The sequence below is a fragment of the Dyella sp. M7H15-1 genome (assembly GCF_004114615.1).
Lineage (GTDB): Bacteria > Pseudomonadota > Gammaproteobacteria > Xanthomonadales > Rhodanobacteraceae > Dyella_B.
Genome location: NZ_CP035300.1, coordinates 157073 through 170392 on the forward strand (window position 1 = coordinate 157073; position 13320 = coordinate 170392).

Genomic DNA, 13320 nt, shown 5'->3' on the forward strand with positions numbered 1-13320 from the left:
CGACGAGCCCCATTCCGCATCTTCGAGCGCCTTGATCGTCTCCCACGCTCAGTGATCGCCGGTGCGATGGCGATGCCCGCTTAGTTCATGCCCGGCATCATGCGCAAAGGCACGGTGCCAGTAGGTCGAGCTGAGCGAGACCAGGGCGACGATCAGAAAGGCGGCGGAAAAATTGAGCCGACTGGGTTCGACGTTATGGCTGACCGCCATGGCGATCTTGAGGATCAGCGCGCCGCTGCACACACCGATCGATAGCATCAGTTGCTGCAGCGTGGAATAGAAACTGTTGGCTGCACTCATGCGCTCGGTCGGCACGGCCTCGTACGCGATAGTGTTGTAAGCGGTGAATTGCACCGACATGGTGATGCCGCAGCAAACCAGCAGGCCGAACATCAGCCAGAACGGCCAGTCCGCGCGGAAGAACGCGCACACGGCATAGCTCAACGCCGCCATCACGCCGTTGTAAACCATCACGCGACGAAAGCCGATCCCGCGCAACAGGCGCGTCATCAACACGCGTGCCAACAGCGCACCCACGGAAATGGCCAGGATCAACTGGCCACTGCGCAGCGCGGAGAAACCCAGCCCGATCTGCAGCAGCAGCGGGAGCAGAAACGGTTGCGCGCCTGTGGTAATACGCATCAGCGAGCCGGAGATCACCGACAGCCGGAATGAATCGATGCGCAGCAGGGTCAGGTCCACCGCTGGATGAGTGTGCTGCCTTGCATGTCGGACATAGGCCACGCAGGCCGCCGCGCCGACCGTCACGAGCAGGAATGCGTTGCGAGGGTCGGTGTTTTCGCCAAAGCTCTCCATCCCGAACAGCAGGCAGCCCAGACCTACGCTGCAGAGCATGAACCCGAGCCAATCGAACGGTGCGGGCTGGCCAGTGTTGTGAATGATCGGAATGTAGCGCCGTACCAGCCAGAAGCCGAGCACGCCGATGGGCAAGTTGATGTAGAAAATCCAGCGCCAGTCGAGGTATTGCACGATAAAACCGCCTAACGGCGGCCCTGCCATGGTGCCTAGCACGGCTGGGATTAGCGTCCACATCATTGACGACACCAGATGGCGGCGCTCCACCGTACGCAGGATCACCAACCTTCCTACCGGCGCCATCATCGCGCCGCCCGCGCCCTGCAGCAGCCGCGCCGCTACCATCGCGGACAGACTGTGCGTGAGCGAGCACAGGATTGAGCCGATGATGAACACCACCATCGAACTGTTGAACACCCGCTTGGTGCCGAAGCGGTCCGCGATTGCACCGCTCACCGGGATCAGAATCGCTAACGCCAGTAGATAGCTGGTAACCGCCACGCTCATGGCGGGTGCGGTGACGCTGAAATCACGCGCCATGGTGGGCAGGGCGGTGGCGAGCACCGTGCCATCCATCTGTTCGAGGAAGATGGCGCAACCGACGATCAAGGAAATAATGCGGTAATCGGGATACGCCGGCTGACGTGCGGCCGTGGAATCCAGCTTTTCCTCACTTAACGCGCTCACTGTGATTCCTGCAAAGAGCGCAGTGATGAGATTGGGCGCGCTCGGAAAGCGGGCGCATTGGTGAGTGCACCGCAGATTGCGGTTATTATTGGCCGGCTAGGGGATCAGGACAAGGGTGGCGTTGTAGGCTGGGATGGAATTCTAGCTTTCTTGGTTTCTGATGCTGGGGTTTGCACCCCAGCCTACACCGTTTGAGTTCGCAGCGAGGTGTGCCCCTCACCTCATCCCTCTCCCCGAAAGGGAGAGGGATCGCCAAACATCAAACCGCTTCAAAAATACCGGCCGCACCCATGCCTGTGCCGATACACATCGTCACCATGCCGTACTTCTGCTTGCGACGACGCAGACCGTGCAGCAGGGTGGCGACGCGAACCGCACCGGTGGCGCCGAGCGGGTGACCGAGGGCAATGGCGCCGCCCAGCGGATTGACCTTGCTCGGGTCCAGGCCCAGATCGCCAATCACCGCGAGCGCCTGTGCAGCAAACGCTTCGTTGAGTTCGATCCAGTCCAGTTGATCCTGCGTGACACCGGTTTGCTTGAGCACCTTCGGGATCGCTTCCTTCGGACCGATGCCCATGATGTCCGGGCGCACGCCGGCCACCGAGTAGCCGACGAAGCGGGCGATGGGGGTGAGGTTGTAATCCTTGATCGCCTGCTCGCTGGCCAGCAGCACGGCGCCGGCGCCGTCGGAGGTTTGCGAGGAGTTGCCGGCGGTGACGCTGCCGCCGAACTGGCCATTGCGGAACACGGTCTTGAGCTTGCCTAGCACATCCGGCGTGCTGCCGGCGCGCGGGCCTTCGTCGGTGTCGATCACGCGGTTGTCGGTCTTGATGCCACGGGTGGCCAGATCGGGGTAATGGTCGTCGAGCTTGAAGGGGGTGATTTCATCCTTGAATTCGCCGGCTTTGATGGCGGCCAATGCACGGTCGTGACTCTGCGCGGCGAACGTATCTTGGGCCTCGCGCGACACCTTCCACTGCTTGGCCACGTTCTCGGCGGTGATGCCCATGCCGTAGGCGATGCCGATGTTTTCGTCGCTGAAGATCGCCGGGTTCATCGCAATCTTGTGGCCCATCATCGGCACCATGCTCATGCTTTCGGTGCCGCCGGCCAGCATCAGGTCGGCTTCGCCCAGACGAATGCGGTCGGCTGCCATGGCCACGGCTTGCAGGCCGGACGAGCAGAAGCGGTTCACGGTGACCGCCGGTACGGTATCCGGCAGGCCGGCGAGCAGCACGGCGATGCGCGCCACGTTCATGCCTTGCTCGGCTTCCGGCATGGCGCAGCCGATGATGGCGTCGCTGATGCGGTGTGGGTCGATACCCGGCGCCTGCGCCATCACGCCGCGGATCACGTGGGCGAGCAGGTCGTCGGGACGGGTGTTGCGGAATACGCCGCGTGGCGCCTTGCCTACGGGTGTGCGGGTGGCGGCGACGATGTAGGCGTCTTGGATTTGCTTGGTCATATGCTGTTCCTCGGTCGGGAATCGTAAATCGGGAATCGTTAGAAGCGGTTGGCGCTTCGACGCGAAATGAGAGGGAACAGAATCGAGGCGTGGTCGGTCATGCGAAGCCAGAGCTGCTTTGACGATTTACGATTCCCGATTCTCGATTCCCGCTCCCATCAATTCCGCAGCGGCTTGCCGGTCGTCATCGTGTGAGCAATGCGCGCCTGCGTCTTTTCCGTCTGCGCCAATGCCACAAAGTGTTTGCGCTCCAGCTCTAGCAACCATTCCTCATCCACCAGCGAGCCGCGTTCAATCGCACCACCACACAGCGCATCGGCGATGCCGGTGGCGATCAAAATGTCGTGCTCGGAAGCGAAGTAGCCGGCCTGCAGATTGGCAAGCGACGCCTTGAAGGTGGCGGTGCCGACATCGCCGGCCACCGGGATATTGCGCTGGTACATCGGGGGGCGATAACCGCTTTCGGCCAGTGACAGCGCCACTTGCTTGGCCACATGCAGCAGTTCGTAGACGTTGAAGACCACCACGTCGCTCTCGCGCAGCAGACCAAGCTGCTGGGCTTCCAGTGCACTGGCGGAGACTTTCGCCATCGCCACCGTTTCGAACACTTTCTTGAGCGATTCGAACGGATCGCCCGGGTTGCTCCGCGCCGCGCGCACAGCCAGTTCATGCAGACCGCCGCCGGCCGGCAGCAGGCCGACGCCGGCTTCGACCAGGCCGATATAGCTTTCCAGCGCTGCTACGGTGCGGGCCGAATGCATCTGGAATTCGCAACCGCCGCCCAGGCACAAGCCGCGCACGGCGGAAACCACCGGTACCAGCGAGTGTTTGATGCGCATGCTGGTGCGCTGGAAGTTCTCGACCATGGCAGTGAACTGATCGATCTTGCCGGCTTGCAGCAGACCCAGTGCACCCTTCAGGTCCGCACCGGCGGAGAACGGTTCGGCGCTCTGCCAGATCACCACAGCCTTGAGCTTTTCTTCGGCAACGCCGATGGCGTGCTGGATGCCGTCGAGCACGTGGTCGTTGACCGTGTTCATCTTGGTTTTGAAGGAGAGGATGCCCACGCCGTCGTCACCCAGGGTCCACAGGCGAACGCCGTCGTTTTCCCACACGGTGTTACCCAGATCGAACTTCTCGCCCAGGATCGGATCGGGGAACAACTGACGCTTATAAACCAGATGCTGCGAACGCGGCTTGTCAGCATGGGCGGCGGCGGAGTAGGAGCCCTGCTTGCCGTGCACGCCGGTGCGGCCGTCGGTTACCCATGCCGGCAGCGGCGCCTTGCTCATGGCCTTGCCGGCAGCGATGTCTTCGGCGATCCAGCCGGCGACCTGCTGCCAGCCGGCAGCCTGCCAGGTTTCGAACGGGCCGAGCTTCCAGCCGTAACCCCAGCGGATGGCGAAGTCGACATCGCGGGCGGTATCGGCGATATCGGCCAGGTGATAGGCGGTGTAGTGGAACAGGTCGCGGAACATGGCCCACAGGAACTGCGCCTGCGCGTCGCTGGACGCACGCAGTTTGGCGAATTTCTCGGCGGGGTCCTTGATGGCGAGAATCGCCGATACTTCATCCGAAGCCTTCTGTTCGGAGGGGGTGTAGTCGCGCTTGGCAACGTCCAATACAGCGATGTCCTTGCCGACCTTCTTATAGAAGCCGGCACCGGTCTTCTGGCCCAGTGCACCCCGTTCGACCAGGCTGCTCAGCGCGGCCGGTGTTTTGAAGTAACTGTGCCAGGGATCGTTGGGCAAGGTATCGGCCATGGTCTTGATCACGTGTGCCATGGTGTCCAGGCCGACCACGTCCGCCGTGCGATAGGTGGCGCTCTTGGGGCGGCCGAGCGACGGGCCGGTCAACGCATCGACGGTGTCGAAGCCGAGCTTGAATTGCTCGGTGTGGTACATGGTGGCCAGCATCGAAAACACGCCGATGCGATTGCCAATAAAGTTCGGGGTGTCCTTGGCGTAGACCACGCCTTTGCCGGTGGTGGTGGCGAGGAAGGCTTCCAGGCCCTCAAGCACGCGGGCATCGGTGAGCCGGGTCGGGATCAGTTCGACCAGGTGCATGTAGCGCGGCGGATTGAAGAAGTGCACGCCGGTGAAGCGGTGGCGCATTTCCTCCGGCAGGGCTTCGGCCAGGCTGTTGATCGACAGGCCGGAAGTGTTGCTCGCCAGCACGGCGGTCTTGGATACGTGCGGTGCGATCTTCTTATAGAGATCCAGCTTCCAGTCCATCCGTTCGGCGATCGCTTCGATCACCAGGTCGACATCCTTGAGCAGGTCCAGATGCTCGTCATAGTTGGCCGGAATGATGGCGGCGGCACGGGTGCTGTCCGCCAGCGGGGCGGGGGAGAGCTTCTTGAGGTTCTCGATGGCCTTCAGGGCAATGCCACTCTTGGGGCCTTCTTTTGCAGGAAGATCGAACAAGACGGTCTCGACGTTGGCGTTGGTCAGGTGCGCGGCGATTTGCGCGCCCATGACGCCGGCGCCGAGTACCGCAGCCTTGCGGATGCGTAGCGCTGACGGGGATGAAAATGGAGCGGTCATTGGCTTCTCCGGAATACGAACAAAACGGGTAGAAAAACATGAAGGTGGAGGACGACCGTGGCCGGCCGGTGACAGAAATTCAGGATGTATCAGGTGGCGCTCAGGCCGGCGGCGGCAAAGCGGATCAGATGCGCAGCCGTCTGTTCGCGATGAATGGTTTCGCTGACATCACTCTTGCGCTGGATGATGCCGAAGCCGGACATGGCATGAGTCAGTGCGCCGGTGACCAGGTCGATGCGCCAATACAACTCTTCTTTGCTGAGGTTGGGCAGCAGGCGGGCAAACTCGGCGGTGAACTGGCGCATGACGTGTCCGTAATTGTCGGACAGGAACTTGCGCAGGCTGTCGTCGTGCTCTGCAAAGGCGCGGGCCAGCACACGCATGAACAGGTCACCGCCGCCATCGTGCGACAAATCTAGGGCGGGGTGGATAAAGGCTGCCAGTACGTTCTCCAGGGTCGAATCAGGCTGCCCCGCAACCTGCTTCAGGGCCGCCAGACGGCGCACATTGAGCTGGTCCAGGCGGCGTTTGAACACCTCTTCGACCAGATGGTCCTTGGAGCCGAAGTGGTAATTGACTGCGGCCAGATTGACACCGGCGGCGGTAGTCAACTGGCGAAGCGAAGCCCCTTCGAAGCCACGTTGAGCGAACAGTGCCTCGGCGGCAGTGAGAATGCGTTCCTTGGTGGAAGCGGAGCTATTCACGGGTATCGCCTATCCGATCGAATCAAACGATCGTTTGAGCATACGCGCGAGAATCGAAGGGAGTCAAACGATCGTTTTGTTTGCCCCCGTCATCCGGTGCCTGAATGCTTCCGAGGGGTGCCCCCAGGCCATCGGGCGGGTTGCTTATGGGCTAGAATCTGTCAAACTTTCGTGCGCTAAATCCGCATTTCGCAGCGCTTTTAGTTCTAAATTCCGCTGACGTCGTGTCGTCAGGCCGCCCATTAAAATAATCTGAATACCCGGAGCAGACCGTATGGCGCTGGAGCGCACCCTTTCCATCATCAAACCCGATGCCGTTGCCAAGAATGTCGTCGGTGAAATCTACGCTCGTTTCGAGCAGGCCGGGCTGAAAGTTGTTGCTGCCAAGATGAAGCATCTGTCGCGCAAAGAGGCCGAAGGCTTCTACGCGGTGCATCGCGAGCGCCCGTTCTTCGGCGCGCTGGTCGAGTTCATGATTTCCGGTCCGGTCATGATCCAGGTGCTGCAAGGTGATAATGCGGTTCTGAAGAATCGCGAGTTGATGGGCGCTACCAATCCGAAGGATGCTGCCAAGGGTACGATCCGCGCCGATTTCGCCGATTCGATCGACGCCAATGCCGTGCACGGTTCGGACGCTACGGAAACGGCCGCCGTCGAAATTGGCTACTTCTTCGCAGAAACCGAAGTTTTTCCGCGCTGAGATAGAAAGCAAGTGAACCAGGTGGAAAAAGTCAATTTGCTCGATTTCGATCGTCAAGGGTTGCGCGAGTTTTTTGCGTGGCTTGGCGAGAAGCCGTATCGCGCCGAGCAGGTGATGAAATGGATGTATCACCACCTGGAAGACAACTTCGAAAACATGACCGATGTCGGCAAGGCCTTGCGCGCCAAACTTGAGGCCGCTTGCTACATCGGTCCGCCCAAGACGATGTTCGACAAGGGCGCCGCAGACGGCACGCACAAGTGGCTGCTGGGCATGGACGGCGGCAACGCCGTGGAAGCGGTTTACATCCCCGAGCCCACCCGTGGCACGTTGTGCGTGTCCTCGCAGGTGGGTTGCGGCTTGAACTGCCAGTTCTGTTCCACTGCCACGCAAGGTTTCAATCGCAACCTGGCCGCCTCTGAAATCATCGGCCAGATGTGGGTGGCCGCGAAATACCTAGGCAATGTCACACACCAGAACCGCCGCATCACCAATGTAGTGATGATGGGCATGGGCGAGCCGCTGCTGAACTTCGACAACGTCGTGAAGGCGATGAGCCTGATGCGCGATGATCTGGGCTTTGGCCTGGCCTCCAAGCGCGTCACGCTATCCACCGCCGGCCTGGTGCCGATGATCGACAAACTGTCCGAAACGATCGACGTTTCGCTGGCCGTGTCGTTGCACGCCGCCAACGACGAATTGCGCACCGAGTTGGTGCCGCTCAACAAGCGTTATCCGATCGCCGAGCTGATCGCCTCCTGCCAGCGCTGGATTGCGCGCAAGCCGCGCACGTCGATCACTTTCGAATACACGCTGATGAAGGGCGTGAACGATCAACCCGAGCATGCGCGCCAGCTGATCAAGCTGATGCGTCGCCTGCCGACATGCAAGGTCAATCTGATCCCGTTCAATCCGTTCCCGGGCACGCGCTTCGAGCGCTCGGAGCCGGACGTTATCCGCGCCTTCCAGACGCAATTGCTCAACGCCAACATCCTGACCATGTTGCGTCGCACCCGCGGCGACGATATCGATGCAGCCTGTGGCCAGCTCAAGGGCCAGGTGCTCGATCGCACGCGTCGTCAGGCCGAATTCCAGAAACGTCTGGCCGAGGATGCAGCTGATGCGGCGTGATCGTGTTTTACTCGGTATCTGTCTTGCCCTCGCATTGACAGGGTGTCACCGCTCCGCTGTGATCCAGCCGCCGCTGGCCAATCCCGATCCCCAATTGCCCAAGCAAACCAAGGCGGAGAAAGCACAGAGCGCTGCGGATGTGCATACACGCCTGGCGCAGCACTACATTGAGATCGGCAAGATGGAGGGCGCGCTGGAGAAGGTGAAGATTGCGGTCAGCGAAGATCCCACCTTTGTTCCGGCACAGACGGTGATGGCGTATATCTATGAGCGCATCAACGACATGCCGAATGCGGAAATTCACTACCGTCGCGCGGTCGAACTGCAACCGGACAAGGGCGATACCAATAACAACCTTGGCCAGTTCCTGTGCCATGAGGGCAAGGTGCGGGAAGCGCTGCCTTATTTCGACAAGGCTATTGCCGATCCGTTCTACCAGACACCGGATGTGGCGTTTGCCAACAAGGGCGGATGTCAGCTCCAGATCAATGACCGCGTGGGGGCAGAAGCCAGCCTGCGTGAAGCGGTGAAGCGCAACCCGGGCAATCCCTTGGCGCTGCTGCAGCTCACCAATCTGCTTTACCTCAACGGGCGCTACTTCGATGCCAGTGCCTTCCTGCAGCGCTTTGACGCGCTAGGCCAGTCCAACCCCGACTCGCTGAAGCTTGGCTACGAAATCGAATCTCATTTGGGCAACACGGACGCTGCCCATCATTACAGCAAACGGCTACTCAGTCAGTTCCCGGATTCGGAACAGGCGCAAGCCCTCAATCAAACCGTACGCCCATGATTTCCAAGCAGTCCAATCCGGCCGGCCAGGAGGAAACCACCTCCGAGACACCCGCCGTGACCGCAGCGAACATGGATCAGAACGCTGCCGAATTTCGTTTCAACGTAGCCTCCGGCTTTGGTTCGCACCTGCGTGCCGTTCGTGAGGTGCGGGGTCTAGATCTGGAAACCTGCGGCCACGCTCTACGCCTGCCGGTACGTGTGCTGCGTCAGCTCGAAAACAATGAGTTCGACGGTATTGACTACCAGATCTATCTGGAGGGTTACATCCGCAAGTACGCGCGTTACCTGGATATCGACGAGGCGGAAACCGAGACAGCCATAGCCGGGCTAAAGCCAAGCCAGCCTCCGCTGGTGGCTACCGGTGGCGTGTCGCATTCGCGTTACCTGCTGGATCGCTATGCCACGGCGGCCACCTATATGGTGCTGACCCTGGTCATTGCCGTACCCATCGTGTGGCTCGGCATGCGCGGCACCCTCACGCATGATGTGAGCCATCTGGCGCCGTTGGATGCCGCACCCGTTGCACAGCAGGATGCGCCACCACCGATTCCGGCATCGCCCGGCAGCACGGCGAAGGTTCCTGTGGGCAATGTCGACGCGTTGGCCCAGGCGACTCCGGCGGCACCGATTTCCGCCGCCTCGGTGGTGCATCCGGCCGAGCAGCAGCCGTTGCTGGCGTCGATGGTGCCGGTGCCGAACTTGGACAGCGATGTCAACATCACGCCGCCGTCGGGCAATGCCGGCGATCCGACCAGCGTGGGTAGCGGCAATCACAGCCTCACACTCAGTCTCCCCAACAGCAGTTGGGTGGAAGTGATCGGCAAGGATGGTTCACGGCTGGAATATGGTTTGCTTCCGGCGGGCACCGCCAAGACCTATCACAGCGACCAGCCGCTTGAAGTGCGCATCGGCAACGCAACAGGCGCGCAGGTCAATGTCGATGACCAGCCAGTGACGCTGGATGCGTACCGCAGGGCCAACGTGGCCCACTTCCGCGTCGATATCCAGGATGGTAAAGCCGCCCCTACGGGAGCCTGAAGACGAGGGCGCCTGGCGCCCCTCGATCATCCTCGATCGGTTATGCTTGCGCATTGTCCGTTCCTAGGACGGCAATGCCGGCTGTCGCCGGACCGCGGCGGCTTAAAGAACACCCTTTCTGGCGCCTGATGGCGTCTCTTGCGATACGGTGATTGCATGGCATTTGATGCATACGACGACCACGAACAAAGCGAACGCGTACAAAAATGGCTACGACAGAATGGTCTGTCGATCGTTGTGGGTGTCGTCATCGGCTTGATTGCCATCTTTGGTTACCAGCAGTGGCGCAACCATCGTGTTGGGTACCAGACGGTCGCTTCCGGCCTCTACCAGCAACTCCAGTCCGTCATCGACACCGGCAACACCCATGCCACCGATGTATTGATCCAGCAGTTGATGAACGATTACGCCGATACGCCTTATGCGATGTTCGCGGTCAGCGACCGTGCACGTCGCCAGGTTGAGGCCAAACAGTACGACAAGGCGCTCGATTCACTTTCGTGGGCCGAGCAGCATGCCCCCAGCCCGGAACTCAAGGCCCTGGTGGAACTGCGTATCGCTCACGTGCAATTGGCTAAGGGCAATGCCAAGGATGCTCTGAACGCACTGGATCTCATGCCGACCGACAGTTATGCGATCGCGAGCCAGGAACTGCGCGGCGATGTGCTGGTCAAGCTTGGACGGCGCGAGGATGCGCTCAAGGCGTACCAGGCCGCGGTGAAGGCCATGGGTCCGAATGCGCAGCAGAACAATGAAGTGCAATTGAAAATCGACGATCTGGCCACGGCCGGGAAGCAGGGTGCATGAAACGTTTTGGGCTGATCGTACTGACCGCTTCGCTGTTGGCGCTCGCGGGCTGTCATTCCTTCAAAAAAGAAAACATCCAGCCACCCACCCCGCTGGATAAGGATTTCAAACCCACGGTGCAGGTAACGCGGGTGTGGAAAACGCGCGTTGGTCACGGCGCTGGTGTTAGCGGTGTGCGCATGGAGCCGACCGTAGTGGGTGATGTGCTCTACGCAGCTAGCACGGATGGCGTGGTGGGTGCTTACGACGCAGCCACCGGCAAAACCATCTGGGAACACAAGTCACGCACCCATGGTTGGTTCGGCTGGGGCGACAAGCATCGCAAGGATGCTTTCTATTCCGGCGGCCCCGCGGTATCGGGCGATTTGTTGGTGATCGGCACCCTGGATGGCCATGTCTATGGCCTCAATGTGAAAGACGGCAGCGAGCGCTGGACCAGTACCCTACCTTCGGAAGTGATTGACTCACCAGCGATTGCCAGCCCGCTCACCATCGTGCGCACCCAGGATGGTCGCGTGTACGGCCTGGACAGCAACACCGGCGAGCGCCGTTGGGTGAATGACCAGGGCAACGTGCCTCTGCTCAGCTTGCGCGGCAATGGTCCGCTGCTGGTTGCCAACGGCGTGGTGTTCTTCGGCAGCGACGACGGGAAGCTCACGGCGCTGCGCCTGGACAACGGCGAAAAGCTGTGGGAGCAAAAGCTGGCGAGCGGCGAAGGCCGTACGGATATCGACCGCATGAACGACGCCGACGGCAGCGTTCTGCTCGATGGCAGCACGCTCTATGCCGCCGCTTACCATGGCAACCTCACGGCGATCGATGGTCCCAGTGGCCGTCCGCTGTGGACGCGTCCGTTCCCCACCTATACCTCGCTGGCTGCGAGCGGCAACAGTCTGTTTGGCGCCAACACCGATTCGCAGGTGTGGGCCTTCGACAAGAGCAGCGGTGCTGATATGTGGAAAAACGACAACCTCAAGTATCGCTGGATAACAGCACCGGCCGTGCAAGGCAATTACGTGGTGGTTGGCGACATCGAAGGCTACGTGCACTGGTTGCAGGTGGGTGACGGCGCGCTGGCCGGTCGTGAGCGCCTTTCCAAGAAGGCCGTCCGTGCGCAGCCGGTAGTCGCTGGCGATCTGGTCTACGTCGAGGATGTCGAAGGTCACCTCGCCGCTTATCGCATCGGCGCTAAGTAATCCCTGGAACCATGATTCGTGCTACCCGTTATCGCTCTGGTTGGTCGTCCCAACGTTGGTAAATCGACCCTTTTCAACGCGCTGACGCGTAGCCGCGACGCCCTGGTGGCTGATATGCCGGGCGTCACTCGCGATCGTCACTATGGCGTCTGCCGTACTAGCGAGCGTGCTTTTGTCGTCGTCGATACCGGTGGTTTGTCCGGTGTCGACGAAGGCCTCGACGCACTCACCGCACAGCAGGTGCGCCTCGCTATCGACGAGGCGCACCTGCTCGTGTTCGTGGTCGATGCGCGCGATGGCCTGCTGCCGCAGGATCGCAGCATCCTCCACGAGTTGCGCCGCAGCGGCAAGCCGATCATCGTCGCGGTCAACAAGACCGATGGCCTTGACCTGCAGGACGCACTGGCCGATTTCACCGTTTTCGGCATCGCTCAGACCTTGCCGCTTTCCGCCGCGCATAACCGCGGTACGGAAGAACTGATTGCCGCCGTCCTGCCGCTGTTGCCGGAAGATGCGCATGAAGAGTTGGGGCTCGAAAACGACGACAGTATTCGTGTTGCTATCGTCGGCCGACCCAATGCCGGCAAGTCGACCCTGATCAATCGCCTGCTTGGCGAAGATCGCTTGATCGTTTCCGACGTAGCGGGTACTACGCGCGATCCGATCCGCGTGCCTTTGGAGCGCGACGGCAAACGCTACACCCTGATCGATACCGCCGGCGTGCGACGCAAGTCGCGTGTCGAAGAAGCTATCGAGAAGTTCAGCGTCATCAAGACGCTGCAATCGATGGCGGCCGCGCAGGTCGTGGTGGTGATGATCGATGCGCGCGAAAACCTGTCCGACCAAGATCTCACGCTCATCGGCCATGTGCTGGACGAGGGCCGGGCGCTGGTGATTGCCATCAACAAGTGGGATGGCATGGATGCCTACCAGCGCGAACAATGCCAGCGCGCACTCGAACGTCGCCTGGTGTTTGTCGACTGGGCCAAGCAAGTGTTCATTTCCGCCTTGCATGGCTCTGGCTTGCGAGAGTTGATGCGCGTCATTGTGCGCGCGCACACCGCGGCCACGCGGGAGCTGGGTTCCTCGGATCTCACCTGCACACTCGAGCGCGCCTACGAAAGCTACCAGCCGCCGCTGGTGCGTGGCCACGCACCCAAGCTGCGCTTTGCCCATCCGGGTGGCAACAATCCGCCCACTATCGTGATCCATGGCAGCCGCACCAAGCACATCGCCCCGGCTTATCGGCGCTACCTGGAAAACTTCTTCCGCCAGCGCTACAAGCTGGAAGGCACGCCGATCCGCATCGATTTCCGCGATGGTGACAACCCCTATGCCGGCAAAAGAAACGCGCTTACCGAGGCGCAGCAGCGCAAGCGGCAGCGCATGATTCGCGAGATGAAGAAGCGCAAGCGCTGAATGGCGTATCGTAGGGACA

Annotated in this window: 11 protein-coding genes; 7 read left to right on the plus strand and 4 right to left on the minus strand. The window is 61.0% G+C overall.

Translation table 11 applies throughout. The features are described 5' to 3' along the window. Positions 1-48: 48 nt before the first annotated feature. The 4 genes from EO087_RS00895 to EO087_RS00910 form a co-directional block, all read right to left on the minus strand. On the minus strand, positions 49-1479 hold the full coding sequence (locus tag EO087_RS00895) for a DHA2 family efflux MFS transporter permease subunit (RefSeq protein ID WP_240669219.1): 1431 nt from the start codon (positions 1477-1479) through the stop codon (positions 49-51). 283 nt (positions 1480-1762) lie between these two features. Next, entirely contained in the window at positions 1763-2968 is a 1206-nt protein-coding gene (locus tag EO087_RS00900; RefSeq protein WP_128897214.1) for an acetyl-CoA C-acyltransferase, read from the minus strand. A gap of 158 nt (positions 2969-3126) precedes the next feature. Beyond that, positions 3127-5514 (minus strand): 3-hydroxyacyl-CoA dehydrogenase/enoyl-CoA hydratase family protein, encoded by a 2388-nt coding sequence (locus tag EO087_RS00905; RefSeq protein WP_128897215.1) that lies wholly within the window; start codon positions 5512-5514, stop codon positions 3127-3129. Between the two features lie 89 nt (positions 5515-5603). Next, on the minus strand, positions 5604-6218 hold the full coding sequence (locus EO087_RS00910) for a TetR/AcrR family transcriptional regulator (protein ID WP_128897216.1): 615 nt from the start codon (positions 6216-6218) through the stop codon (positions 5604-5606). Positions 6219-6492: 274 nt separating this feature from the next. Here EO087_RS00910 and ndk point away from each other — a divergent pair, with 274 nt between their 5' ends. From ndk to der, 7 genes are all read left to right on the plus strand, one after another. Next, positions 6493-6918: a nucleoside-diphosphate kinase gene (ndk, locus tag EO087_RS00915; RefSeq protein WP_128897217.1), complete on the plus strand. Its 426-nt coding sequence runs from the start codon at positions 6493-6495 to the stop codon at positions 6916-6918. 12 nt (positions 6919-6930) lie between these two features. Next, entirely contained in the window at positions 6931-8049 is a 1119-nt protein-coding gene (gene rlmN, locus EO087_RS00920) for a 23S rRNA (adenine(2503)-C(2))-methyltransferase RlmN (protein WP_128897218.1), read from the plus strand. Beyond that, positions 8039-8839: a type IV pilus biogenesis/stability protein PilW gene (pilW, locus tag EO087_RS00925; RefSeq protein ID WP_128897219.1), complete on the plus strand. Its 801-nt coding sequence runs from the start codon at positions 8039-8041 to the stop codon at positions 8837-8839. Before rlmN ends, pilW begins: the two co-directional genes overlap by 11 nt. Next, a complete protein-coding gene (locus EO087_RS00930) occupies positions 8836-9879 on the plus strand; it encodes a helix-turn-helix domain-containing protein (protein WP_128897220.1) in 1044 nt (347 codons plus the stop codon). The genes pilW and EO087_RS00930 overlap by 4 nt, the downstream gene beginning before the upstream one ends. Positions 9880-10035: 156 nt before the next feature. Beyond that, positions 10036-10686 carry a tetratricopeptide repeat protein gene (locus tag EO087_RS00935; protein ID WP_128897222.1) on the plus strand — a complete coding sequence of 217 codons (651 nt, stop codon included), beginning with the start codon at positions 10036-10038 and terminating at the stop codon, positions 10684-10686. Then, the gene (gene bamB / locus EO087_RS00940) at positions 10683-11882 is read left to right on the plus strand and encodes an outer membrane protein assembly factor BamB (RefSeq protein WP_128897223.1); all 1200 of its coding nucleotides are present in this window, start codon (positions 10683-10685) and stop codon (positions 11880-11882) included. The genes EO087_RS00935 and bamB overlap by 4 nt, the downstream gene beginning before the upstream one ends. 18 nt (positions 11883-11900) lie before the next feature. Next, the gene (gene der / locus EO087_RS00945) at positions 11901-13301 is read left to right on the plus strand and encodes a ribosome biogenesis GTPase Der (protein WP_128897224.1); all 1401 of its coding nucleotides are present in this window, start codon (positions 11901-11903) and stop codon (positions 13299-13301) included. The last annotated feature ends 19 nt before the right edge of the window (positions 13302-13320 follow it).